Here is a 25,412-nt window from a genome sequence, read left to right as displayed (position 1 = left end):
CAGTAACTCCTATGCGAGGCCAAGGCCGTTGACGACGACGTCGATCAGCTTGATGCCGATGAACGGCGCCACCAGACCGCCGAGGCCATAAACGGCGAGGTTGCGTGCAAGCAGCGGTCCGGCGCCCATTGGCCGGTATTTCACGCCCTTGAGTGCAAGCGGCACGAGCAGCGGGATGATCAGCGCGTTGAAGATGATCGCCGAAAGGATCGCGGATTCGGGCGTCTTCAGCCCCATCACGTTGAGCACGGCGAGCCCCGGGTAGAGCACGATGAACATCGCGGGGATGATTGCGAAATATTTGGCGACGTCGTTGGCGACCGAGAAGGTGGTGAGCGCGCCACGCGTCATCAGCAACTGCTTGCCGAGGCCGACGACCTCGATCAGCTTGGTCGGATCGCTGTCGAGATCGACCATGTTGCCCGCTTCGCGCGCGGCCTGGGTGCCGGTGTTCATCGACACGCCGACATCGGCCTGGGCGAGGGCGGGGGCGTCGTTGGTGCCGTCACCGCACATCGCGACGAGCTTGCCGCCCTCCTGCTCCTTTCGGATCAGCACCAGCTTGTCCTCGGGCGTCGCCTGCGCGAGGAAATCGTCGACCCCGGCCTCGGCCGCGATCGATGCGGCGGTCAGCGGATTGTCGCCCGTGATCATCACGGTGCGGATACCCATTGCGCGAAGCTCGGCAAAGCGTTCGCGGATGCCCGCCTTGACGATGTCCTTGAGGAAGATCGCACCCAGCAGCTTGCCGTCCATAGCGACCGCAAGCGGCGTGCCGCCCTGACGGGCGATCTCGTCGGTGATGCGGCGAAGTTCGGTGGCTGCGGCGGTTTCGCCGACACCGGGATTGGCCTTGAGCACCGAATCGACTGCGCCCTTCTGGATGATCGACCCATTATGGCGGATTCCCGATATGCGCGTCTGTGCGGTGAAGGGGATGATCTCGGCGCCCTTGGGCAGGTCCGCGACCTTGACGCCGAACTGTTCGCGCGCAAGCACGACGATCGAGCGGCCCTCTGGGGTCTCGTCGGCAAGGCTGGCGAGCAGCGCGGCTTCGGCGAGCGCCTCGACCTTGGTCCCACCGACCGTGCGGAACTCGCTCGCCTGACGATCGCCGATCGTGATCGTGCCGGTCTTGTCGAGCAGCAGCGTGTCGATATCGCCCGCCGCCTCAACCGCGCGGCCCGACTTGGCGAGCACGTTGAAGCGCACCAGCCGGTCCATGCCCGCGATGCCGATCGCCGAAAGCAATGCGGCGATGGTCGTCGGGATGAGCGTGATCAGCAACGCGGCGAGGATCGCGATCGGGATCGCACCGCCGGCATAGCTGGCGAAGCCCGGGATCGTCGCGACCGCGATCAGGAAGATGATCGTGAGGCCGACGAGCAGGATGGTGAGCGCGATCTCATTGGGGGTCTTCTGGCGTTCGGCACCCTCGACGAGCGCAATCATGCGGTCGAGAAAACCCTGGCCGGGATTGACCGTGACACGGACGCGGATCTCATCCGAGATCACGCGCGTGCCCGCTGTGACCGCCGAACGGTCGCCGCCCGCCTCGCGGATCACGGGCGCGCTTTCGCCGGTGATCGCCGATTCGTTGACCGAAGCGACACCCGCGACGACATCGCCGTCGGAGGGGATGAGATCGCCGGTCTGTACGAGCACGATATCGTCGACCCTGAGCGCACTGGCGGGAACGCTTTCATAGTCGCTGCCCTTCCCCTTCAGGCGCTTGGCGGTCAGCTCGGCCTTGGTGGCGCGCAGGCTCGCCGCCTGCGCCTTGCCACGGCCTTCTGCGAGCGCTTCGGCAAAGGTGCCGAAGAGCACTGTGAGCCACAACCAGATGACGAGCTGGAGCTTGAAACCGAAGCTCAGCGGATCATTGCCGATGACGAGCAGGATCGTGAGCAGCGCGGCCACAACAGCGGTGACGAACATCACCGGGTTGCGGATGAGCTGCCGCGGATCGAGCTTGCGGAACGCATCGCCGATCGCGGGAACGATCAGCTCTGCGCTGAATATGGATTTAGGTGCGGTACGGGTCATTGTTCTTGCCCCGATCAGTAAAGTTGGCCGCGGATCATCGCGAGATGATCGGCGATGGGACCAAGCGCGAGGCTCGGCAGGAAGGTGAGGCCGCCCAGGATCAGGATGATCCCGACGAGCAGGCCGACCCAGAGGCCGCCGGTCGTGGGGAAGGAGCCTGCCGACTCTGCATGATGTTTCTTCGCCGCGAGCGAGCCGGCGATCGCCAGCATCGGCACGATGATGAAGAAGCGGCCGAGCCACATCGCGATGCCAAGCAACGCGTTGTAATAGGGCGTGTTGGCAGTGAGCCCCGCAAAAGCCGAGCCATTGTTCGCCACGCCCGATGTGAAGGCGTAGAGGATCTCCGAGAAGCCATGCGGCCCCTTGTTGAGCGGCCCGGCAAGACCCGCATCGAGCACCGAGCTCAGTGCAGTGAAGCCGAGAATGATGAGCGGCAGGATCGCGATCGCGAGCACCGCGAGCTTGACCTCACGCCCCTCGATCTTCTTGCCGACATATTCGGGGGTGCGCCCGACCATCAGGCCGGCGACGAACACCGCGAGGATGGCGAAGAGCAGGAAGCCGTAGATGCCGGCGCCCACACCGCCGATGACGATCTCGCCGAGCTGCATGTTGAACAGCGGGATCATGCCGCCCAAAGCGGTGAAGCTGTCATGCATGGCGTTGACCGCGCCGCAGGATGCAGCGGTGGTGACGACCGCGAACAAGGCCGAAGCGGCGATGCCGAAGCGGACTTCCTTGCCCTCCATATTGCCGCCGGCGACGCCGAGCTGGTGGAGGATGGGGTTGCCCGCGGCTTCCTGCCAATAGGTGATGGTGACGCCAGCAAGGAACAGGATCATCATCGCAGTGAGGATCGCCCAACCCTGGCGCGTATTGCCCACGGCCTTGCCGAAGCAATATGTCAGGCCGGTGCCGATCACGAAGATCGAGAGCATCTGGATCAGGTTGGTGAAGGCGTTGGGGTTTTCGAAGGGATGCGCCGAGTTTGCGTTGAAGAAGCCGCCACCGTTGGTGCCGAGCATCTTGATCGCTTCCTGACTGGCAACCGGGCCTAGCGCGAGCGTCTGCTTGACGCCTTCGAGCGTGGTCACATCAACCGATCCCGCCATTGTCTGCGGCACGCCGTTTGCGATCAGGACGAGCGCGTAGACGATGCAGATCGGCAGCAGCAGATAGAGCGTGACGCGCGTGACATCGGCCCAGAAATTGCCGATAGCCTTGGCCTCGCGCCGCGCGAAGCCGCGGAACAGTGCAAAGGCGAGTGCGATGCCCGTGGCCGCCGAGAGGAAGTTATGGATGGTGAGACCGAGCATCTGCGACAGGTTCGACATCGTCGATTCGCCGCCATAGCTCTGCCAGTTGGTGTTGGTGGTGAAGCTCGTTGCGGTGTTGAACGCAAGATGATCGCTCACCCCGGCATAGCCCAGCGGGTTCAAGGGCAGGATGCCCTGGAGCCTGAGTATGGCATAGGTGAAGACGAGCAGCACCGCGTTGAAGAGCAGCATATGAACGGCATAGCGCCGCCAGCTCTGGTCTTCGTCGGGGTTGATCCCGGCGAGCTTGTAGAAGCCGCGTTCGACCGGGCCGAGTACCGCATGCAGCGGCGTCCGGCGCCCTTCGTAGAGCGTGAACAGCCAAAGCCCGACGGGCTTGGCGAGTGCCAGCAATATGCCGACGAAAACGAAAATGAGGATCCAGCCCTGAATCGTCATGGCGCGGCTCCGATCAATAGCGCTCTGGTCGCACGAGCACGGCGACCAGATAGATGAGAATGGCAATCGCGGTGATTGCGGCGAGCCACAGATCAAGTGTCATGGCCGCCCCCTCACGCGTTGTCGCACAGGCGGACATAGGCGAGCGTTACGCCCACCAGTCCGAGGATCAGTCCGATCCACAACACGTCACCCATGGTGGTTCTCCCGTCAGAAGGCTGCGGTCAGCGACACGATCGCGGCGCCATCAACGATCTGGCGGCCGGGGGTCGTCCCGCTGGTGTAGAAGCTGTCGGCGGCGGTCGCGCCGATGTCGGTGTCGACATACGCAATGCCCAAGGTCAGCATCTTGTATGTGAAGTCGGCGCCGATCAGCCAATCGACATAGTCGCCGTCGGGGCCCGCGAGCGTCGAGCCGCTGCCTGTCGTGTAGCCGATATGCGCCTTCAGCGTGACCGGCGCGCCGGGGATCCCGACACCGGCGTCGGTGTAGACATAGAGATTATCGTCATCGCCGATCGCATCCTGCTTTGGCGCATAGGCAGCGCCGAGCTTGAGCGATGCCGGTCCAACGGTGCCGCTGATCGAGGCATAGGGCTCGGCATAGTCGGTGCCGTCGGTGCCGGGATAGAGATACCAGAGCAGCCCGCCATCGAGCGTGACGCCGCCGACTTCCGTCTTGAAGCCGCCGATAATGTCGAGTTCCATATTGGAGCCGCCGAAGCTGCCGAAGCCCGCGAGGTTCGATCCCCAGGCGCTGACATAGAGGCCCGATTCATGCGAGGCGGTGAGCCCTGCCTGGACGGCAAGATCCTCGTCTGACTGCGAAACGCCGCGGAAACGATATTGCGAGACGAGCGCTGCGTTGCCCGAAAGCGTGACCGCCGGCTTCGCGTCGACCTCTGAACCCGCCTCGTCCTGCGCGAAGGCCGCTCCGGCGTTCACAAGCGCGCAGCAAGCGGCCGAAAAGGCCAGAAACTTGAATTTATTATGCATCGTTGCACCCCAATTCACGCCTGGGGCGCCAGATCATCCGCCACCCGAGTCGTAGAGAGGTGTGCAACTAGGTGAGGCGATCGTTTGAATGCGAGAGCGGCACCGCCGCAATCCCATATGGATTGCATATGAATCGATGGCGAAATTGGAACGGAGCGCGGCTGGAGCCTGATCGTTTGAGGTGCCGAAAGCGTGAATCAGGCTCTATTCAAATGGTCTATACGCCCGGCCGCAGCCGGTTGATCACATCCTTGGTATAATTGGGGCCGACCGCGACCACCGCACCGTCGGACAATTTGAGCGCAATCAGTCCCTTGCCCAGCCGCTCGATCCCGTCGACACGCGCCGGCCGGACGAAACTCGACCGGTGGACGCGAACGAGCTTGGCGGGATCGAGGATCGCTTCGAGCGCCGACATCGAACTGCGGTGAAGATAGCTGCGCGTTTCGGTGTGAAGCAGGACGTAATCCTTTGCCGCTTCGATCCAGTCGATCATGTCGACGGGGACGCGCACGGATCCGTTGCGTACCTGGACCCAGATTGCGTCGTGATAGGGCGATGGCGCGGATTCGGCCATATTGCTCCGTTCCGCCGCCTCCTTCAGCGCGCGCCGCCGCCGCGCCCGCGTGATTGCCTGACGCAGCCGATCGAAACGTACGGGCTTCAGCAGATAGTCGACCGCATCCACCTCGAACGCGTCGGGGGCATAATGCTCGAACGCGGTCACGAAGATGATCTCGGGCCGTCCTTCGGCGGGCAGGTCGGCGGCGACCGCCATGCCGCTGCGTTCGGGCATCTGAATGTCGAGCATCACGAGGTCGGGCTTCAGCGCAGCGATCGCCTCCGCGGCACTCTTGCCGTCGCTCGCGTCGCCGATCACCTCGACCTCTGCGATGTCGCGGAAGAATTCGCGCAGCCGGTCGATCGCAAGCGGCTCGTCATCGACGATCAGGACGCGCAGGCTCATTCCGCGGCCTCGCGCAGCGTTTCGCCGCCAAAGGCAAGCGGCAACCGGATCATCGCCAGGAAGCCGCGTTCGCGCGGGAACGCCTCGAGCCGTCCAGCCTCGCCGAACAGCACCTCGAGCCGCTGCCGCACATTGCTGAGGCCAACGCCCGTGCTTGCCTGGCTCGGGGCCTTGCCGGGCAGGGGATCGCCATCGTCCTCCACCGTCACGACAAGCTCTTCGTCCTGCTGCACCGCTTCGACACGGATCGTCACCGGGCGCGTGGTTGGCGCGACCGCATATTTGATCGCGTTCTCGACAAGCGGCTGCAGGATGAATCCGGGGACCAGCGCGTCGCGCAGCGGCCGCGGGCACACGAACTCGACCGCCAGCCTTTCGCCGAAGCGGATGCTCTCGACCTCGAGATAGGTCTGAAGCGTCGCCAGCTCGTCCTCGAGCGTGGCCGGCCCCTCGGGATCGCTCGCAAGCGTCGCGCGCAAAAATTCGGACAGGCGGGCCAGCATCTCCTCTGCCTCGGCGCTGCGCCGCGTGACCACCAGCGATGATATCGCGTTGAGCGTGTTGAACAGGAAGTGCGGATTGAGCTGGTAGCGCAGCGCAGCCAGCCGCGCGCTCGTCGCCGCCGCATTGGCCTCTACCGCCGCCTGACGCGCGGCCGCGAGCTGCCGTTCGCGATCCCGCGCGCGCTGATTGGCCTGAAGCACCGAAAAAAGCGCGCCGAGCAGCGCGAACTGCCAGCCAAAGAAGCCGAAATTATACGTGATCCGCACCATATAGGGCTTGTTCTGCGCAAAGGTGGGATCCATCGTCGCGATGATCGCAGTGACCGCCACAGCGAACAGCACTGATGACACCACGACGACCGTCGCCGTAGCCGCCAGTCGCACAGGGACGCCTCGATCGCGCGTTGCCACGACAGCTACGAACAGTCCGCCCGAGAGGATCGCACCCAGGCTGCTAATGACGAACGTCATCAGCCAGTCGTTCAGCGTGGGGCTGGTCCGATCAAAATACATCGGGAACATCAGCAATGCGCCGGACGACAGCCAGAGCGCGGCTGTCAGTTGCGCCCCCTGGCGGCGGAACTGTCGTGTCGTGGTCATGCGCGATCCATAGCCGAAAGTCCTTAGTATAGCGTGGCAATTCGTGATTGGCGTCCGGCTTGGTGGCACCAGCAACCGTCTTGGACGCACGCATGGCGCTATTGAACGGACCTTTGGGCGTCTCGTCGCGGGGACGTCCATGTGCGGCGCAGACCGCGCGCGGGGCCGAAGCCAGTCGCTTAGCAAGCCGCATACCCCGACATTGATCGTCGCGGTCATATTCCGAACGACGCTGGAGAATCGACAATGTATGCGCTCGCTCTTGCGCTGGCGGCTTCGGCCACTTCGGCCGAAGCACCACCCGCGCCGCTCGTTACGCACAGCAGCGGCCTGCCTGTCGCCGAGGTGAAGGTGGACGGGCACGGCCCGTCCGCGTCCTCGATGCGACCGAAACCGCCGCGGTCGCGCGGATCGATACGCCGATCTTCACCGACTATCTCCAGCTCGCGAAATTCGGGGATCGCTGGCTGATCGTGAATGCGCTGTGGGTGCCCAGGCCGGCACTCGCGGCAGCCGATGGCGAAATGAAAGGGGGCCTTCAATGAAGCTTTATGGAATTTTGGCGACCGCCGCGGCGGTGCTCGTCTCAACCGCATATGTGCATGCGCCCGCCAGCGCGCAGGACGAGGGTTGTGCCGGCCGGGTGGCGAAGGCCAAGAAGAAGCGCGGTCTGAGCGGGCTCACGGGCTCGTTGATGGGAGCAGCGCGCGGCGACGGCGATCTTGGTTCCGATCTGACGGGTACCGCTGTTGCGGCGGCGCGTGCCGGGCCGAGTGACTGCGTCGATGCTCCGGCTTCGGAGAGTGCGAGTGCCAAGCCCGCCAGCGCGACCGAGCGCGCGCGGCGCGAGATGGCGGCGGCCGACGCCAAATATCCCAGCCGCATGGCAATTCCTGCGGACAAGAAGGCGGAGATCGACGCCTATAAAGCGCTTGGTGTAGTCCGCTGCTCTGCCTGTGAAGGCGGCACAACCAATGAAGGCTGGTTCCGGCTCGAGCTCATGGACGAGATGCGACGGACGAACACCAAGCTCAATGACAAGATGGTGGGCATGGCGCCGGGCGAGACGATCCGCTGGTCGGGCACCGTCGTGCGCGGCGTACTGACCGCGCTTGGCGAGGAGATGGTGAGCGGCTTTCGCTGCAAGCGCTTCCGCCTGCGCATAGACCGTGACACCCGCAGCGCCGAGCGCGATACGCTGATGTGCTGGGGCAAGGCCAACGAATATTCGGGCAGTGATAGCTGGGTCGAGGTTTACTGACCCGCAACTCCGGTCACGCTCGAAACCAGACGCGCCACGGGCCGGCGATACAGCTACTCGGGAGATTTACCCCATATAGCCGCAATGCCCTTCACGCAGGCGGTGCTAGACTGGTCGGACGGCGTGTTGAGCGCGCCAACCGGTTTGGGGGATTGGGTGGCCGACTATCCCGTCACGATCTGCTTTCCATTTGTCGGCGATGTCATCGGCGGCAATCACATATCGGTGCTTGGATTGATCAAGCATCTCGATCCGTCGCGCTTTATCCCCCTTGTCGTACTTCATGACGTGGATGGCCCTGTGGCCAAATTGTATCGCGAAGCCGGGGTCGGCTTCGTGCAGGACCCCGGCCGCGGACGCCTCGTCCACGGCCGCCGCGTGCGCGGCAGCGCGCTGATGGGGCTGCTTCCCGATCTGCCGGCGCGGATGCGCTTTCTCAAGCAGCATCGCGTCGCGATCGTCCATACCAATGATGGGCGTTGCCATGCGGCCTGGGGCCTTGCAGCGCGGCTTGCGGGCGCGAAGCTGCTTTGGCACCATCGCGGCAATCCGACCGCCGCCGGGTTGCGCGCAGCGCCGTGGCTGGCGCATCAGATCGTAGCGGTCTCGCGCTTCGCCGCGCCCAGCTATCGTCGTCGTCCCGACGCGGTTCGCGTGATTTTCAGCCCCTTCGATACCGCGATCAGCGAAGATCGCTGCGCGCGGCGCGCCGCACTGATCGACGAACTGGATATGGCGCCGGATGTTCGCCTGGTCGGGTTCTTCGGGGCGCTGATGGACCGAAAGAGGCCGCTTTTGTTCGTCGACGCGATCGCAGAACTGCAAAGGCTGCGGCCCGATATCCGGTTCATGGGCCTGATGTTCGGCGAACCGCATGAAGGTGCCGAGATTCACGTACCCGAGCGCGCGCGCGCCGCGGGTATTGGCGACTCGATCAGGCTGATGGGGTTCCGCAGGCCGGGCGCGGGCTGGATCGCCGCGTGCGACTTGCTGATGGTGCCCGCAGTCGAAGAGCCGCTGGGGCGGACGCTAGTCGAAGCGATGCTCGTGGGAACACCGGTGGTCGCAACCGATTCGGGCGGCAATCGTGAGGCGATAGAGCACGGCCGTACGGGATTGATCGTGCGTGCCGAGGACGCCGAAGCGCTGGCGCGCGGAGCCGAGCGCATCCTTGCCGATGCGGCGCTGCGCAAACGGCTCACCGCTGCTGCTGCTGCGCATGCACGCGAGCATTTCGGTGCGACCCGCCATGCCAGCCGGATCATGGCCATCTACGAGCAACTGATGTCGCGTGCGAAGGGCAAGCAGAATCCTGGACGCTCTGCGAGGTCCACTGCGTCGGTCGAAGCGATGTGAGCGCTTTTTTGGTTGGCGCCGAACGCGATCGAATGGACGCGTCAATCGAGGGGGTCGCGCGATGATTTCCGGTTTTTCCCATGCAGGCGACGCGCCGCATATTTCCGCACCTCGCGCACGACGTGCCGAACAGGCCAGTGCTGTGGCTGGCTATGCGCTGATCGCGCTGTTGCTGATGGCGGTGTTCGGACGGATCATGTCCTATCCGCTGCAGCATGACGAACAGATCCATATCGCCGCAGGCGCGATGGTCGCCGACTATTCGCTCTACCGGGAGCTCGGATACAATCATTTGCCCAATCTGGCCTTGTTTCTCAGTGGTTTGTTCAAATTAACGGGCGGCGAAAACTATCTGCTCGTCGGGCGGTTCGCGGTCTTTGGCTGGTGGATCGTGGCTTGCGGAGCGATCGCGTTGATCGCCCGGCGCGCCACCGGTTCGCGTCTCCTGTCGATTTTTGCAATCATCATGCTCGTGTCCAACACGCTGTTCCTGGGACAGCCTGGGCTTCTCGTCACAAACAGTTTTGCGCCGATGTCGCTGGCGTTGCTGGGTACATATTTCTTCCTGTCGGGGCTGGACGCGCCCGCGCCGCGTCCTTCGCGGATCGCCGCCGCGGGCCTGTGTATCGCGCTCGCGATCGGATTCAGGGTCAGCTACGTCTTCCTTGTCCCGCCCTTCGTCGCTGCGGCGCTGTTCGTGCCTGCGCGGTTGCCGTTCGTTTCGCGGGCGCGTTCGGTGATGCTGCCCTTCGCGCTGGCGGGAGTGATCGGCATGTTGCCGACGCTGGTCTATTTCGTCAGCGATCCGCAGTCGCTGTTCGCGCACACCGTGAGCTATTTTACCGGGCCGCACCAGAGCTATTGGCAGACGCTCGACGTCCCCAAGGTGATGTCGCTGGCGGGCAAGGTGCAGCTTGCCGAACAAATCTGGTTCTCGGGCGCGACGCTTCTCGCGGCGGTGGCCGCGGGCATCACGCTGGCGCTTGCGGGCTTCGCGGCGCGGGGCGGGGACTGGTCTCTTCCCGCGATGTCCTGGCCGATAAGGATGGTCCTGGGGCTGATTCTGTTCGGCGCGCTCGTTTCCTTCGTTCCGACGCCGGCCTTTGCGCAATATTATGCGCCGCCGATCATATTCCTGACGGTGCTCGCGCTGCTGGGCTTCGGCCTGCTCGACGATTGGCGGCGGCGCATCGCCGTCGTGCTGCTGACGGTGATCGCTGTCTTGTCGCTGGCGTCAGGCGCGACGCGGCTTGGCCAGGGGCTCGCCGCGCTCGCCTCGCCCGTGAAATGGGCGGGTGTTCAGGCGCACATGACCGGTGTGCGCATCGCTACGCTGCTTGAAAGAGCGCCTGCTAGAGCCTTTCCCGGCAAGGCGGAATCGCCTTGCCGGACAAGAAAGGCTCTCGACTCTGTGTCTGGAGCACTTCCCGACCGAAAAACCGGTTCCCACTTTTTCGGGAAGTGCTCTAGAGCCCGGGCTGCTACGCTGTCGCCGATCCTTGCGCTGGAAGCGGGCTTGTCCGTCTACCCCGAGCTCGCCGCAGGGCCGTTCCAGTATCGCGTGGCGGATCTCATTCCCGTTGCTGACCGACGTTATTACCGGATCGTATCGCCGGGCGGGCTTGGGGCATTCCTTGCGCAAGATCCGCCCGTTGCGATCATCACGGGTCAGGAGGGCGAACTGGACGCGGCGTTCGAGACGTTCGCACGTTCCCGCAGCTATCCCGTGCTTGAGGTGCCGGGCGACGATCCCGTGAGGCTCTTCGTTCAGCCCGCGCCCAGACCTTGATTCACGCTTTCAGTGGAAGCGCAGAGCGCTTCCACCTCAAACGATCAGGCTCTGGCCCCAGCACCGGCTGGCTGAACCGCTTCGCTGCGCAATTCATGGGCCGTTGGTGACCGTGCGACCACGGCATCCCAGCGCGCGATAACCCGATCGGGCGCGAATCGCATGGCGCTTTGTGCCGCCGCCGCGCCGAGACGCGCGCGCAGTTCGGGATCGCGCATCATATGCGTAAGGGTATCGGCGAGCGCGCCGACACGGCCGTCGGGTATCAAGATACCGTCCACGCCATTGTTGATCATCTCGCCGGGCCCGAAGGCGCAGTCAAATGCAACCACCGGAAGACCCGCGGCCATCGCCTCGCCAAGCACGTTGGGGAAGCCCTCGAACCGGGACGAGAGCACAAATATCGAACCCTGCTCGATCCAGGCGCCGGGCGCGGTGCTCAACCCAGCCAGCAGGACGCGGCCGTCGAGCCGCTCCTTGCGGATCTGCGCCTCCAGCGCAGACCTTTCGGGCCCCTCTCCATAGATGACGAGCGCCCACCGCGGATTGAGGTCGCTGATCCGCGCAAAGGCGTTGATCAGAAGATCGAATCCCTTCTGTGCTTCCAATCGTCCCACAGCAACGAGGTGTTGCATTCCCGGCGGAACCTCGCGCGCTGCAATTCGGCATAGCGGATTGGGAATCACCACCGCACGCGCGCGAGCCCCACGCGGCAGACAGGCGATGCTGGGTTCGGTCTGCATGACTATGGCATCAGCACGCCCGTAAAGTGCTTTGGCCAGCCGTCGCCAAAGTGGATTCATTGCCTGGCGCGCCAGATTGTTGCGTTCCGAGATTATGACGCGCCTTTTGCTCCCCAATGTCGCCAGCAGCGTCAGAACATTGACCTTTGTAAGAAAGGAAATGGTTCTGTCCGGGGCCAGGCGCTTCAAGGCGCGCCGCAACCGCCAGGCGCGCGATGCGGATCGCAACATGGCGCCCGCCTTTCCGCCCTTGTCGGTTGAGACGCCGAGCCGGACGAAGCGCACATGGCTGTCGAAATCGTGATAGATCGGGTCGTCGGGACCGTCGAAGGCTATGACGGTCACGGTGTCGCCGCGCGCAGCCCAGCGCGAGGCGATCAGGCTGACCACGCGTTCCGCGCCACCGGCGCCAAGGGCGGACAGGACGAAGACGATATGCAATGGTGTGTGGCCGCTCCCTTCGGAGGGGCCGGCTATTCCGGCGTCGACGCGCTCCATCCAGCAGCTCCGCAGCATCCCAGTGATCATCGAGACTAGCGTGCGCTTGTCCGTGATCAATCGACCACCCGGATTACTATCCCTTTGCGATATTGCGCCCAAACGGCGATCGGGTGCCGACTCTGGAGCCTGATCGGTTGAAGCGGAAGCGCTGCGCGCTTCCGTAGAAAGCGTGAATCAGGCTCTATTCAACAGTTGAGACCTTGATTCACGGTTCAGGCTGATTCAGCCTGAACCGATCAAGGTCTAGCCCAGTTTGCCTACCTCTCCTGCGCGCGCCGTGGTTCGGGGCCGCTCCTGTATAGTGGATCGCAGAGATTAGCTGGAAAGGACGCGTGTCGCGTTCGGGGGAGTCTGACGATGAAGACAGTCCTTCTTGCCGGTGGCCTGGGATCGCGGCTTGCCGAGGAAACGGTCCGCATTCCAAAGCCGATGGTGGAGGTTTCCGGTCGCCCGATCATGCTCCATGTCATGGATATCTATAGCCATTGGGGCCATCACGACTTCATCGTGGCATGCGGCTATAAATGCATGCTGATCAAGAGCTTCTTCCATGAGCTCCATCTGATGAACAACGATTTCACGGTGGCGCTCGGCGACGGAGGCATGACGCTCAGGCCGACCAAGAGCGTGGACTGGAACGTCTCGGTCGTCGACACGGGCCAGCATACGATGACCGGCGGACGCCTTCTGCGCCTGCGTGACTGGCTCGATGACGAGCCTTTCATGGTCACCTATTCGGATGGCGTCGGCAATATCGATATCGACGCGCTTCTCGCATTCCACCGCTCGCACGGCGGACTGGCGACGGTCACCGCGGTGCAGCCGCCCGCGCGTTTTGGCAATCTCGAACTCGATGGCAACCGCGTCGCCCAGTTCACCGAAAAGGTCCAGAAGTACGAGACCTGGATCAATGGCGGCTTCTTTGTCTTTGAACCGGGGGTGCTCGATTATCTTCCCGGCGACGATGAGCCGCTGGAGCAGTCGCCGCTCGCAAACCTCGCGCAGGACGGCCAGCTTTTCGCGTATAAACACAAGGGTTTCTGGCACCCGATGGACACGGTCCGCGACCGCGACCATCTCGAAAAGCTGTCCCAGTCGGAAGTTCCGCCGTGGATGCAGTTCGAGCGCCGCCTCGCCCGGGCCGAGGCGGCATGATCGCAGCCGGGGAGCCAGCGAACGGCTCATGCCATTATACTCCATGTCTGCTGGGATCCGGCATCGCATGAACATTTCGATCATCGGAACGGGTTATGTCGGCCTGGTAAGCGGCGCGTGCCTCGCGCAACTTGGCCACAAGGTTGTGTGCGTCGATCAACTGACGGCGCGGGTCGTCAGAATCGCAGGCGGCAACGCACCGTTTTTCGAACCCGGGCTTGAACAGCTCGTCGCAGACACTGTCGCGTCCGGCGCGCTTTCGGCGACAGTCGACCTGGTCTCGGCCGTGCAGCAGAGCGAGATTACGCTGATCGCCGTAGGTACGCCCGATGCCGACGGCCATATCGATCTTTCGCAGATCGAAGCGGCGTCGGCCGCCATCGGCCAGGCGCTCAAGAACAAGCCGGAATATCATGTCGTCGCGGTCAAAAGCACCGTCGTTCCCGGCACGACCGATGGCGTGGTGCGCACCGCTCTTGAACATGCGGCCGGCAAGTCGGTGGGAGCCGAAATCGGACTTTGCATGAATCCCGAGTTCCTGCGCGAGGGAACCGCGATCGAGGATTTCATGACGCCCGACCGCATCGTGATCGGCGCGTCCGACGCGAACGCGGCCAGCGTCATGCAAATGGTCTACGCCGCCTTCGACTGTCCCAAGGTCGTCATGTCGCTGCGCAACGCCGAGTTCACCAAATACGCTTCCAACGCGCTCCTCGCGACGCTGATCTCCTTTTCCAACGAACTGGCGTCGCTATGCGAGCAGACACCGGGCGCCGATGCCGAAGTCGTGATGGACGGGCTCCATCTCGACAAGCGCCTCTCGCCGGTGGTCGATGGACATCGCGTCCGCCCCGGCATTTTGTCGTATCTGCGGCCCAGCAGCGGATATGGCGGTAGCTGCCTGCCCAAGGACGTTGCGGCGTTGCTAGCCTATGCGCGCGGAAAGAATGTCGCGACGCCGTTGCTCGAGGCCGTTGCTCAGGTGAATGCAGCGCGGACGGGTGCGGTGCTCGATCTTGCTGAAGAACGGATTGGCGCCTTTGCCGGACAAAAGGTGGGTGTGCTCGGCCTGGCCTTCAAATCGGGCACCGACGATCTGCGTCATTCGCCGGCGATTCAGCTCGTTGAGCAGTTGAGCGATCGCGGGGCGCACGTGACAGTCTATGATCCTGTCGCCACCGATCTCGCCAGGCCCCTGCTCAACGGCACCGTGAAATATGCGGGGTGCGCGGTCGAGGCGCTCGAAGGCGGCGATGTCGCGATCATCGGGACCGCCTGGCCTGAATGGAGCGAGCTCGACTGGCCGAAAATACGAAAGGCGATGCGCGGCAACGTCATCTTCGACGCGCGCAACTCGCTGCGCACGCTCGATCCGCCAAAGGATTTCATACTCTACCAGATCGGGAACGGGGGATGATCGGGACCATGGTCCTGGCAGCGACGATCTGGCGCGAAGCGCGTGAGGTTTAGAGTGGGGGCAGAGATGCAGTTCTATTCGCGTGTGGTCGAGAACGACGTCAAAGGGCTGCTGAGCGACCTCGCCCAGGTCCTGCCCCGCTTCGCTGGAACGACGGTTCTGGTGAGCGGCGCCGGCGGCTTTCTGATGAGCTATATCGTCGAAACACTGCTGGGATGGAACGCGACGGGCGCCAGCGAGCCGTGCCGGATCATCGCGGTCGACAATTTCAAGACGGGGCTGCCCGAGCGCATCGCGCATCTCGAAGACCAGCCTCATTTCTGCATCGTGCGGCACGACATATCCGAACCGATCGAGGTCGACGAGCCGGTGCACTGGATTGTCCACGGCGCCAGCATCGCCTCGCCCACGGTCTATCGCCAGTATCCGCTGGAGACGATCAGCGCCAATGTTGAGGGTACGCGGCATTTGCTCGAACTTGCGCGGGCGAACGATGCGCGGGGTGTCATCGTCATGAGCACCAGCGAAATCTATGGCGACCCCTATCCCGAATTCATTCCGACGCCCGAGGATTACCGCGGGAACGTGTCATGCACCGGGCCGCGCGCCTGCTACGATGAATCGAAGCGCATGGCCGAAACGCTGGCGGTCACCTATTTTCGACTTTTCGGCACTCCCATAAAGCTGGTGCGTCCTTTCAATGTCTACGGTCCGGGGTTGAGGCTCGACGATCGGCGCGTTCTGCCCGATTTCATGACCTGCCTTCTTGAGGATCGGCCGATCGAACTCCTCAGCGACGGCGCGCCGACGCGTTCTTTCTGCTACGTCACCGACGCGATAGCGCTGATGATGCGAACGCTGACGTCCGATTTTGCGGGCGATGCGATCAATACCGGTAATGACGAAGTCGAGATTTCGATGCGGGACCTTGCACAAGCCGTTTCGCGCACGGGCGCCGGGGTGCTCGGCCGCGCGCCCATCGCGGTGCATTACCAATCGAGCGAAGATGCCGACTATCTGGTCGACAATCCCCAGCGTCGCTGCCCCGACCTTTCGCGGGCGCGGTACCTGTTTCCCGACTGGTCGCCAAGAGTCGGGCTCGAGGACGGCCTTTCCCGGCTGATCCAACATCTGGTCGAGAAAAACGGGATTCGCATTCCCGTCAGCGCGGAGGTGTAGTCAGATGCTAGCCGTCAGTCAGACAGAAATGGATACCGTCGATCGCAAGATGATGCGTGTACCGTATGCGCTGAGCGTGAGCGATGAGGAGGAAGTCGCCGCGGTCGTCGATGTGCTGCGCACCTCGACATTGCCGGGACCGAAGGTCCAGGAATTCGAGGAGAAGATCGCAGCGCTGTTCGGCAAGACGCGCGGCGTCATGGTCAACTCCGGATCCTCGGCGCTGCTGCTCGGAATCGCCGCGATGGACCTTCCAAAGGGGTCGGAAGTGATCACGCCCGCGCTGACATTCTCGACCACGGTCGCCTCGCAGGTTCAGAACGGTCTCGTGCCCGCCTTTGTCGATGTCGACCCGCAGACGCTGAACATCCGCGTCGATCAGGTCGAAGAGATGATCACGGCCAACACCCGGGCGATGGTGATCCCGAACCTGATGGGCAATATCCCCGATTGGGACGCGCTCCGCGCGATCGCCGACCGCCACAATCTGCTCGTGCTCGAAGACAGCGCCGACACGCTCGACACCAAGCTGCACGGACGCCCGACGGGCGAGCGCGCGGATATCTGCACGACGAGCTTCTACGGCGCGCACATTATCAACTGCGCCGGCAATGGCGGGATGCTGTGCACCAACAGCGAGGAACTCGAGCATCGCTCGCGCATCCTGCGCGGCTGGGGCAGGCGGTCTTCGGTATTCGCGGAATCCGAGAGCGCCAATGCCCGGTTCGGGATCGAGATCGACGGCATTCCGTACGACGCGAAATATGTCTTCGACATGATCGGCTATAATTTCGAGCCATCGGAGCTGGGCGCCGCCTTCGGCCTGGTCCAGTACCGAAAGCTGCCAGGGTTCCTGAAGTCGCGGCAAGCGACGTTCGACCGGCACAAGGCGTTCTTTGCGCGCTATGAAGAGTTCTTCATGCTGCCCGAGATGATCCCCGGGGCGGACGTGACGTGGTACGCCTTTCCGCTGGTGGTGAGGGATGACGCGCCGTTCCACCGCAACGAAATGCAGATGTATCTCGAGGATCGGGGTATCCAGACTCGTCCGGTCTTTACCGGGAACATCCTGCGGCAGCCCGGCTTCAAGACCATCGCGCGCCGCGAGAGCGTAAATGGCTATCCTGACGCGGACCTGGTTACCAGGGGCGGCATCGTCATCGGCTGTCATCAGGGGCTCAGCGAGGCCCAGGTTGCGCACATCTACGAGACCGCCGCTTCGTTCCTCAAGGCCAAGACGGGAAGATAACCATGTCGTCCAACTCCGCCTCCGCCCTGGCCCATGACAGTGTTCAGGGAAGTCAACCGATGGATCGCCTGACCACCTGCCGCACCTGCCTTGCGCCCGATCCCTATTTGTTTCTGCCACTGGGCGACCATGCACCCGCGCAGATGCTGATCAAGCCCGAGGATCTGGAGCGTGCGCAGCCGAGTTTCCCGCTGAACGCCCAGGTTTGCCTCGAATGCGGGCTGGTCGAGGTGGCCGACCAGATCCCGGCCGATTTCTTCAGGCACTATCTCTACGTGCCCTCGGGCGCGGCGACGATGCAAAGCCATTTTCGGGAATTTGCGGGTGTGCTCGCGCAGCATGCGGGCGGCACGGGACTGATCGTGGATATAGGCTGCAATGACGGGCTCCTGCTCGCAGCGTGCAACGCACTGGGCTGCAAGACATTGGGCATCGATCCGGCCGCGAACATCGCGGAGATCGCCAATGGCCGGGGCGTGAACGTGCATGTTGCCTATTTCCACCCCGAAACGGCAGCGAAGGTGGCGGCGGAACATGGCAAGGCCAGGATCATCGTCACCACCAACACTTTCAACCATATCGGCGACCTGCACAATTTCATGCGCGGGATCGACATATTGCTGGCCGACGATGGCATGTTCGTGATCGAGGTTCCGCGCGCGAAGGAGCTGATCGACCACAACGAATTCGACAACGTCTATCACGAGCACGTCTCCGAATTCAGCCTGCTGTCGCTCGTAAAGCTCGGCGAGTTCTTCGACATGGACGTTACCGACGTCCACCGCCTGCCCAATATTCATGGCGGTTCGATGCGTGTCTTCCTCACGCGCAATGCTGCGGGCGCGGAGCGCACACCGATCGTTCAGGAAATGCTCGACGAAGAGGCTGCTGGCGGCATGCTGGAGGCGTCGACCTATCAGGCGCTGGTCGAACGCGTTGACCAGATCGGCGCCGAACTGCGCCAGATGCTTTCGGATCTGAAGGCGCAGGGCCTGAAAATCGCCGGCTATGGCGCATCGGCAAGGGGCAACACGCTCATCACCTATTTCGGGATAGGGCCGCAATATCTGGACTTCCTTGTCGACAAGAACGTCCTGAAACATGGCCTGTATTCGCCCAATACGCGGATCCCGATCAAGCCCGTGGAGGCCATCGAAACCGACAAGCCGGACATCCTCTTTGTTCTGGCCTGGAACTTCTTCGATGAAATTTATGCCCAACAAAACGCATTTCTGGAGCGCGGCGGGAAATTCGTCTTGCCGTTGCCCAAACCGACTTTGGTCGGTGCGTAGAACGCTGAGGCTCGGCCCATGGCCATGCGCACACTGATCACAGGCGCCGCGGGGTTCATCGGATCCCATCTCGTCCGACGGCTTCTCGATCGCGGTGACGAGCTTCATTTGCTCGTCAGGCCAGAAACGTCGCTGAGCCGTCTGGAGGAGGTGATCGATCGCGTTTGTCTCCACCGATTGCAGCTTGGCGACGAGGCGGCGCTCGCCGCCTGCCTTGCCGATGCGGCGCCTCATCAAGTCTATCACCTCGCGGCGGAGACGCGGCGAACCGCGCAGGCGGACTTCGCGGGAGTGGAACTGACGCTGCGCGAAGACCTGCCCAACCTGATCGCGCTGCTCGCGGCGCTTGCGACGCTGCGGCATCCCCCGGTCGCCTTTGTGCGCGCGGGATCGATCGCCGAGTACGGCACGGCTCCTGTGCCCTATCGCGAGGATCAGAAGGAGGATCCATCAACGCCCTATGGCGCCGGGCTTGCCGCGGGAACGATGTATCTGCGGGTTCTGGAAGGCGTGCTGCCGTTTCCCGCGATCACGGCACGGCTTGCGCTGGTCTTTGGTGCGGGCCAGTCCGAGGCATTCCTGATTCCGGCACTGATCCGTGCGTGCCTCGAGGGCAGGCCTTTTCATGTCACGCGACCATCCGACCGGCGCGATCTCATTCATGTCGACGACGCGGTCGACGCGCTCCTGCTGCTGGGCGAGAGCCAACCGCCGGGGTGCAACGTGATCAATATCGCGACAGGCATGGCGCCGACCATGCGCGAAGTGACCGAACAGGTGATCGACATCACCGGAGCCGACCCCGCGTTGGTGCGCTTTGGCAATCCCGCATTGGACACCGGTGCATCGGTGCTGCTCGCGTCGCCCGATCGCGCGCGATCGCTGCTGAACTGGTCGGCCGCAACAACGCTGCGCAAAGGTCTGGAGCTGACCGTGGCTGCGATGCTGCGCGCGCCGGCCTTGACCTAGGAGGACGAAATGCTGGACGATCGCGCCAAGGTATCAGTCCTCATACCCGTCTACAACGAGGACATGAATATCGAACGGGCCTATGCCGAGATCGTCAAGGTCTTCGACGCGCTGCCCGACTATGACTATGAGATCATCGTCACCGACAACCATTCGACCGACGGCAGCTTCGCCTTGTTGCGCGAAATCGCGGCACGCGATCCGAAGGTGCGGGTGATCCGCTTCGCGCGCAACTATGGCTATGAGCGTTCGTTGCTCGTCGCTTATCAGTCGGCCACGGGGGCTTGCGCGGTGCAGATTGACTGCGATCTCCAGGATCCGCCCGAACTGATCCCCAGGATGCTCGAGCTTTGGCGTCAGGGGCATCAGGTGGTCTATGGTATCCGCGAGACGCTGGCGGAAGGCGCGATCATGCGCGCGACGCGACGGATGTTCTACCGGGTGATCGCCGCGATGAGCGAAGACGATCTGCCCGTGAATGCTGGCGAGTTCCGGCTTGTCGATGCACGCATCCTGACCGAATTGCGGCGCGTGGATGACACCTCACCCTATCTGCGCGGCCTCATCAGTTCGATGGGCTTCTCGCAGGTCGGTTTCGAATATGTCCGGCGTCTGCGCACCGCGGGTGAGAGCAAGTTCCCGTTTCGCGCGATGCTGTCGCTCGCGGTGGACGGTGTGCTCAATCATTCGCTGGTCCCGCTCAGGCTCGCCTCCGCGGTTGGCCTGCTCGTCGGCTGCCTGACCTTCCTGTTGAGCCTGGGATACGTCATCGGCCGGCTCGTCTTTGGCCAGAACTGGCCCGCCGGTTTCGCGACCACGACGCTGCTCCTCCTCATGTCGATCTCGATGAATGCGATTTTCCTCGGCGTGCTCGGCGAATATCTGGGGCGGATCTTCATGCAGGCGAAGCATCGGCCGACGCCTATCATCGAGCACACGCTCAACATGGATCAGCCGCATCACCGCCTCGTTTTCGATGCCGATCGTCGCGAGAGCGTTATCGGGCGATAAGGGGAGTCAGGCTACCACAGCCGTCAGGTGACAGCGCGGCCCCGCAACGCCTCACGATGTGCGTGGTCGAGGAATTCGTCGATATTGGTCCATCCATTGCCGTCGTGATCGGACCACGCATCATTGACGCCTACGTTGAGCCCCTTGGCGCGCTCCCAATTGTCCGACATGCCGTCGCGGTCGCTATCGGGATAGGGCGTTCCACCGGCGATGGCGGGCAAGGAGCTGGGGGCGCTTACGATCCGGCCTGTTCGCTCGCCAACGTCGCGCACGATGCGCAGGTCGACGGCATCACGCGGGAATGCGCCCGACATCTCGAGCACTGTCGCATAGGCCTGTGAGGCGCTGAGCGGTGCAAGCGTCAGCGGGCAGGGAGGTTGGCTGACCAGTACGGGCGCAAGAAGCGGCGACTGCGCCACCATCCTGCCGTCGAAGCTGTTACCCGACACATGAACCCTGGCTGTCCCGGTGGACGCTATGATCTGCCGGTTGATTGCAGGCGCTATGCCCATCGTGTCGGGACCCGCCTTGTAATAATTGCCGACGACGCTGACCGGCGTGCCGCCATAGCTCTCCCATATCTCGGTGAATTCCGATCGGCCGTTATAAAGGACGTTGTTGACGACTTCGACGCACGATCCCGGCGGGAAGTTTACGTCGGGATTGCGATCGCCATTGTGCGCGCACAGATTCTTGATGAAGCTGAAGCGCTGCGGACCCGTCGGGTCGCTGCTCAGCAACGCGCACTTGTCGTGATCGGTCAGGCCCTCTGCAAAGATCGAGGCGGAGACGGTGATCTTGTCGTTCTGCGCATAACCGTTGAAATTCTCGTCCAGAGCCCAGGAGGCGCTGACATGATCGATTATGATGTTGCTGCTGCCTTCGATCGTGATCCCGTCATTGCTGCCGCGCTGTGCGCCGCGCCTGTCGGTGCGCACGCGCAGATGGCGGACGATCACGTCATGCGTGTTCTTGATGACCAGCGGCGTGAGCCCCACCGCGCCGCCATTGTGGGTGAGCAGGATGCCCCCCCCCGGCGCGGTCTGTCCCGCGATGGTGATGAAGGGATTGCGGATGATCGGCCGGGTAGACGTGAAGCGGATGACGCCGCTCACCCTGAACACGCAGACGCGCGGACCGCTGGCGTCGATGCAGGCGCGCAGCGATCCCGATCCGGCATCGGCCAGTGTCGTAACCTGAATGATGCGTCCGCTGCGCCCGCCCGCAGCATAGCGGCCATGCCCCTCGGCGCCGGGAAAGGCATCGCTCCCACTGGTCGCAGGCAGCCCGTCGGCGGTTGCCGAACAGGCTGACAGGCACATGATCGCGACCACCTTTCCAAGCTGGCGGCCGCCACGCGGAACAATCCGCCGTCGGGTTTTCTTTTTACCTGATAGGTTTAGCGATGCGGTCATCCCGACATCCTCCGGCGGTTGCAACCGAGTCGCAAGGGGTCCGTTCCTGATCTCGCCCGAATGCGCCCGCGGGCTATCCGATCGAGACGCGCCCTAACCCGCTTGGAACCGCTGCCGGATCAGTAACGCACGCGCAATGCGACGCCGAGGCGGAACTTGTTGAACTCGTCGGTCACCTGGTTCGCGGAGCGATCCATATAGGACGCGTCAACCTTGACCGAAAGCGAGCGGTTTATGAGATATTCGGCGCCCACGCCGCCTGACAAGGTCGTCATGTTGCGCCCGTTCAGACCGCGATATTTCGTGTCCAGAACCCCCAGTTGCGCGTGCATCAACAGATTGTGCCGAACTTCCTGATCGACGCGCAGACTGGCGCTTGTATCGGTGCGCGAGGAAGCGCCGCCCCGGATTGTCGCGACATCGCCACTGAAGACCTGCCCGGTGATCGCGGTGCGGACGCGCGGGCGCCACACAATCCGGCCGCTTGCGGAAAAGCCGGTGCGGTCGGTGATCGTCGGGTCCTGATACTCGGCGCGGAACACGCCAAGCCCGATATCGCCCTTGACCCGGTCGGCGATGTCGAGCTGGACACCGACATTGCCGCCATAGGTACTTGCGTCGCGATCGACGCCGTTGCGGTCGACCGGCGTGCGCGCGTCACGCTTAGTGGCGAAGCCTTCGACGAACGCGTCCATGCCCCCGCTCACCTCGATGAACGCGCGAACCGCGCCGCGATAACTGGTCTGATCGCGATCGGCATCGACCTGCGGCAGGTAGTTGGCCTTGTCGGCGCCGGCGGACAATTGCACGCCGAACCGGCCCGGGCGGTAGGCATAGCGCAGCTCTGCGCTCGCCAGGTCGATCTCGCTGGGGGGACGCGCAAGGTTGAAATCGGCTTCAGGATCGGTGCGGCGTTCAAAGCTGCGATCATAGCGGAAGGTGCCCGAGAGCGTATGGACATCGCGGCGATATTGGGCGGACGAGCTGATGCCGTAGCTCTCGGTATCCTCGGACCCGTTCTCGGCATATCGCAGAATCGACGCATAGGCATCCATGCGCAGATTGAGATGGGGTGTCTGCTGGGTCAGCCGCGCGCGCGGCGCCAGTCGGAACACGACATCGTCGTCAGCCGCGGTGGCAGTCGCGAAGATGTTGTCGTCATAGGTCGCGCCGAACTCGGCCTCGGGGGAGAGGATTGCGGTGCCGATCCTGAGGTTGCGAGGTTCATAGCCCGGCCGCGGCAACTCGGATATCGGCTCGTCTTCATCGGCTCTTTGCGCCTGCGCTGCGGGCGCGATCAGGATCGCCGCGGTGCCCGCAGCGAGCGCCGAAAGCAGGCGCGCCGCCCACGTCATCGTCCGGCTCCCGTCATTTGCGCGGCTGTGCGGCACCGCGCTCAGAACCAGCTCTCATAGACTGTCACGGTATCCCCTGGCAGCACCGGGGCGTCGGGGCCGACCTGACCCTTGACCATTTTCTGTCCCGATTTGCGCTGGATCGCGAACTGCGTCTTGTCGGCGCGGAAGGTGAAGCCGCCCGCTATCGAAACCGCCGACGTCACGGAAAGTCCAGGCGCATAGGGATATTGGCCGGGCTTCTGCACCTCGCCAAGGATATAGAAGGGGCGGTATTTCTGTACCTGTGCGCTTACGCTTGGCTGGAGGACGAGCTGCTTGGCGAGAATGGCGTCGGCGATCGCCTTTTCGACCTCGGCGGGCGTCTTGCCCTCGACCGGCATGGTTTCGAGCAGCGGCAGCGAGATCGTGCCGCCATCACCCACGACATAGGTGTTGGTCATCTGGTCCATGCCATAGACCGTGATGCGCACTTCGTCGCCTGCACCCAGCCGATAGGCCGTGTCGGTGATCTCATACATCTTGGGCAGTTCCGACGCAGGGGTTGCGCATCCCTGCAGTCCGAACAGCGCTGCCGCGCATGCGAACGCCAACATCTTCATGGCTGGCTCCTCCCGTCTGTTTTGACCATACCTAAAATTCCTTCGGAGTCATAGGGTAATGATGCAGCGTCGTTTCGGGTCCGATCCGCTTGTTCGCGCGGCCCATGATCGCGAAGACGGGCGCCATCGCCAGAAGCAGGGGAACGATCCATTGCCTGGCGTACATATGTGGCGAAGCGCCGCAATAGATCACGAATGTCGCGAATACCGAAAGCGCCAGCGCAGCGCCAAGGCGATCATATCGTCGCATTGAAATGGCGCTGATCGCCAAAATGCCCATCATCCACAGCCATCCGATTAGCGAGGGCAGACCGCCCTCGATCCACAGCAGAAGATAGAGGTTGTGCACGGGCTGGCGGACCGGACTGACATTGCGGAACTGGTCAGCGCCAATGCCTATCAGGATAGCATCGCTCGCCCTGTCCCAGGCTTCTCCGATCAGCTCGACACGCCCCGTATAGGTGCCCGCCTGCGAAAGCTCACCTGATTCGAGTGCCGGCACGATGCGGTTCTGGAACGCGCGTGGCAGCGCGTACCCTGACGCGAACAGCAGTGCCAGCGCGGCACCGCCTGCGGCCAACAACCGCATCGGGGGCCTCACTTTCCCGATAATCAGGAAAATGATCGTTGCGAGGGTCGCGCTGACCATACCGGTTACGGAAGCGGTGAGTGAAAGTCCGACGAGCAGAATGGTCAGCGTCGAGGCGAACAGCGCCTGCCCCAACTGCCCCGCGATCCTGAGATAGTAGACGAACGGAATCGCCATCGCGATCATCGCGGCGTTCCAGTTGGCGTCGGCGAGAAAGGCCGACAACCGGCCGCCTCCCGTCACGAAATCCGGGCCGAAGCGCTGCAGTGGCTCCCACTGTCCTCCATAAGCGAAGTAGAGCGCGCTGCCGAAAAGCTCCATGCAGGTGACGCCCGCGACGAAAGCCTTGAAGAACAGATACGTTCGCCCGCGGTCATGGCGCATCAGCAGGAGCGGGAGCAGGGCGAGGCTGAACAGATACTGTCCCGCCAGAACCGCCCATCGCAAGGGATCGCCATTGATGATGCTGCCAAGATAGAGCCCGCCCAGCATGACCGCCAGCGCCAGCAGCCAATAAGGAGTGAGCGCCGCGAAAGGCCGCAACGGCATGTGGTGGGCGAGCACGATCAGCACAGCGCCCAGCACGAAGAGCATGTCGCTGACCGTGAACAGGATCGCGCCGGGGCGCCAGGAGATGTAAGGCGCAAGAAACACGGCCATCGCCAGCACCGGCGCCGATGTCGCCCATCCGATTGATGC

22 protein-coding genes are annotated in these 25,412 nt (G+C 63.2%); 11 read left to right on the top strand and 11 right to left on the bottom strand.

The window, feature by feature from the left end; translation table 11 throughout:
- Nucleotides 1-9: 9 nt before the first annotated feature.
- The 6 genes from kdpB to D3876_RS04965 form a co-directional block, all read right to left on the bottom strand.
- Nucleotides 10-2,046: a potassium-transporting ATPase subunit KdpB gene (gene kdpB, locus D3876_RS04990; RefSeq protein ID WP_119760025.1), complete on the bottom strand. Its 2,037-nt coding sequence runs from the start codon at nucleotides 2,044-2,046 to the stop codon at nucleotides 10-12.
- 14 nt (nucleotides 2,047-2,060) lie between these two features.
- The gene (kdpA, locus tag D3876_RS04985; RefSeq protein WP_119760023.1) at nucleotides 2,061-3,764 is read right to left on the bottom strand and encodes a potassium-transporting ATPase subunit KdpA; all 1,704 of its coding nucleotides are present in this window, start codon (nucleotides 3,762-3,764) and stop codon (nucleotides 2,061-2,063) included.
- Between the two features lie 13 nt (nucleotides 3,765-3,777).
- Nucleotides 3,778-3,867, bottom strand: coding sequence for a potassium-transporting ATPase subunit F (locus D3876_RS04980; RefSeq protein ID WP_119760021.1), 90 nt, complete (start codon nucleotides 3,865-3,867; stop codon nucleotides 3,778-3,780).
- A gap of 107 nt (nucleotides 3,868-3,974) precedes the next feature.
- Entirely contained in the window at nucleotides 3,975-4,760 is a 786-nt protein-coding gene (locus D3876_RS04975; RefSeq protein ID WP_119760020.1) for a TorF family putative porin, read from the bottom strand.
- Between the two features lie 217 nt (nucleotides 4,761-4,977).
- Nucleotides 4,978-5,727, bottom strand: coding sequence for a LytR/AlgR family response regulator transcription factor (locus D3876_RS04970; protein ID WP_238475244.1), 750 nt, complete (start codon nucleotides 5,725-5,727; stop codon nucleotides 4,978-4,980).
- Nucleotides 5,724-6,830 (bottom strand): sensor histidine kinase, encoded by a 1,107-nt coding sequence (locus D3876_RS04965; protein ID WP_182911879.1) that lies wholly within the window; start codon nucleotides 6,828-6,830, stop codon nucleotides 5,724-5,726. Before D3876_RS04965 ends, D3876_RS04970 begins: the two co-directional genes overlap by 4 nt.
- Before the next feature lie 239 nt (nucleotides 6,831-7,069).
- Here D3876_RS04965 and D3876_RS21190 point away from each other — a divergent pair, with 239 nt between their 5' ends.
- The 4 genes from D3876_RS21190 to D3876_RS04945 all read left to right on the top strand — a co-directional run bounded on the left by D3876_RS21190 (nucleotide 7,070) and on the right by D3876_RS04945 (nucleotide 11,236).
- A complete protein-coding gene (locus D3876_RS21190; RefSeq protein ID WP_119761058.1) occupies nucleotides 7,070-7,375 on the top strand; it encodes a nuclear transport factor 2 family protein in 306 nt (101 codons plus the stop codon).
- Complete coding sequence (locus D3876_RS04955) at nucleotides 7,372-8,091, top strand: hypothetical protein (RefSeq protein WP_119760016.1); 720 nt, start codon at nucleotides 7,372-7,374, stop codon at nucleotides 8,089-8,091. Before D3876_RS21190 ends, D3876_RS04955 begins: the two co-directional genes overlap by 4 nt.
- Before the next feature lie 84 nt (nucleotides 8,092-8,175).
- Nucleotides 8,176-9,447, top strand: coding sequence for a glycosyltransferase family 4 protein (locus tag D3876_RS04950; RefSeq protein WP_119760014.1), 1,272 nt, complete (start codon nucleotides 8,176-8,178; stop codon nucleotides 9,445-9,447).
- A 61-nt stretch (nucleotides 9,448-9,508) separates the two neighbouring features.
- Complete coding sequence (locus D3876_RS04945; RefSeq protein ID WP_119760013.1) at nucleotides 9,509-11,236, top strand: glycosyltransferase family protein; 1,728 nt, start codon at nucleotides 9,509-9,511, stop codon at nucleotides 11,234-11,236.
- A 44-nt stretch (nucleotides 11,237-11,280) separates the two neighbouring features.
- Here the strand turns inward: D3876_RS04945 and D3876_RS04940 are convergent, their stop codons facing one another.
- Entirely contained in the window at nucleotides 11,281-12,477 is a 1,197-nt protein-coding gene (locus D3876_RS04940) for a glycosyltransferase family 4 protein (protein WP_119761056.1), read from the bottom strand.
- 360 nt (nucleotides 12,478-12,837) lie between these two features.
- Here D3876_RS04940 and rfbF point away from each other — a divergent pair, with 360 nt between their 5' ends.
- From rfbF to D3876_RS04905, 7 genes are all read left to right on the top strand, one after another.
- Entirely contained in the window at nucleotides 12,838-13,635 is a 798-nt protein-coding gene (gene rfbF / locus D3876_RS04935) for a glucose-1-phosphate cytidylyltransferase (protein WP_119760011.1), read from the top strand.
- Nucleotides 13,636-13,702: 67 nt separating this feature from the next.
- Entirely contained in the window at nucleotides 13,703-15,052 is a 1,350-nt protein-coding gene (locus tag D3876_RS04930) for a UDP-glucose dehydrogenase family protein (protein WP_182911878.1), read from the top strand.
- Nucleotides 15,053-15,118: 66 nt separating this feature from the next.
- Nucleotides 15,119-16,231, top strand: coding sequence for an NAD-dependent epimerase/dehydratase family protein (locus D3876_RS04925; RefSeq protein ID WP_119760008.1), 1,113 nt, complete (start codon nucleotides 15,119-15,121; stop codon nucleotides 16,229-16,231).
- Between the two features lie 28 nt (nucleotides 16,232-16,259).
- On the top strand, nucleotides 16,260-17,480 hold the full coding sequence (locus D3876_RS04920) for a DegT/DnrJ/EryC1/StrS family aminotransferase (RefSeq protein WP_238475243.1): 1,221 nt from the start codon (nucleotides 16,260-16,262) through the stop codon (nucleotides 17,478-17,480).
- Between the two features lie 59 nt (nucleotides 17,481-17,539).
- On the top strand, nucleotides 17,540-18,772 hold the full coding sequence (locus D3876_RS04915; RefSeq protein ID WP_119760007.1) for a class I SAM-dependent methyltransferase: 1,233 nt from the start codon (nucleotides 17,540-17,542) through the stop codon (nucleotides 18,770-18,772).
- 18 nt (nucleotides 18,773-18,790) lie between these two features.
- Nucleotides 18,791-19,741, top strand: coding sequence for an NAD-dependent epimerase/dehydratase family protein (locus tag D3876_RS04910; RefSeq protein WP_119760005.1), 951 nt, complete (start codon nucleotides 18,791-18,793; stop codon nucleotides 19,739-19,741).
- A 9-nt stretch (nucleotides 19,742-19,750) separates the two neighbouring features.
- The gene (locus D3876_RS04905; RefSeq protein WP_119760004.1) at nucleotides 19,751-20,752 is read left to right on the top strand and encodes a glycosyltransferase family 2 protein; all 1,002 of its coding nucleotides are present in this window, start codon (nucleotides 19,751-19,753) and stop codon (nucleotides 20,750-20,752) included.
- A 23-nt stretch (nucleotides 20,753-20,775) separates the two neighbouring features.
- Here D3876_RS04905 and D3876_RS04900 read toward each other — a convergent pair whose 3' ends face one another.
- The 4 genes from D3876_RS04900 to D3876_RS04885 all read right to left on the bottom strand — a co-directional run bounded on the left by D3876_RS04900 (nucleotide 20,776) and on the right by D3876_RS04885 (nucleotide 25,373).
- The gene (locus tag D3876_RS04900) at nucleotides 20,776-22,074 is read right to left on the bottom strand and encodes a pectate lyase family protein (RefSeq protein ID WP_119761053.1); all 1,299 of its coding nucleotides are present in this window, start codon (nucleotides 22,072-22,074) and stop codon (nucleotides 20,776-20,778) included.
- A 212-nt stretch (nucleotides 22,075-22,286) separates the two neighbouring features.
- Complete coding sequence (locus D3876_RS04895; protein ID WP_119760002.1) at nucleotides 22,287-23,522, bottom strand: outer membrane beta-barrel protein; 1,236 nt, start codon at nucleotides 23,520-23,522, stop codon at nucleotides 22,287-22,289.
- A 41-nt stretch (nucleotides 23,523-23,563) separates the two neighbouring features.
- Entirely contained in the window at nucleotides 23,564-24,124 is a 561-nt protein-coding gene (locus D3876_RS04890) for a polysaccharide biosynthesis/export family protein (RefSeq protein WP_119760001.1), read from the bottom strand.
- Between the two features lie 31 nt (nucleotides 24,125-24,155).
- A complete protein-coding gene (locus D3876_RS04885) occupies nucleotides 24,156-25,373 on the bottom strand; it encodes an O-antigen ligase family protein (RefSeq protein WP_182911877.1) in 1,218 nt (405 codons plus the stop codon).
- Nucleotides 25,374-25,412: the final 39 nt, after the last annotated feature.

Source organism: Sphingomonas cavernae, from assembly GCF_003590775.1.
Classification (GTDB): Bacteria; Pseudomonadota; Alphaproteobacteria; order Sphingomonadales; family Sphingomonadaceae; genus Sphingobium_A; species Sphingobium_A cavernae.
Note: the sequence above shows the minus strand (reverse complement) of the source record. Positions and strands in the feature narration are given on the sequence as shown.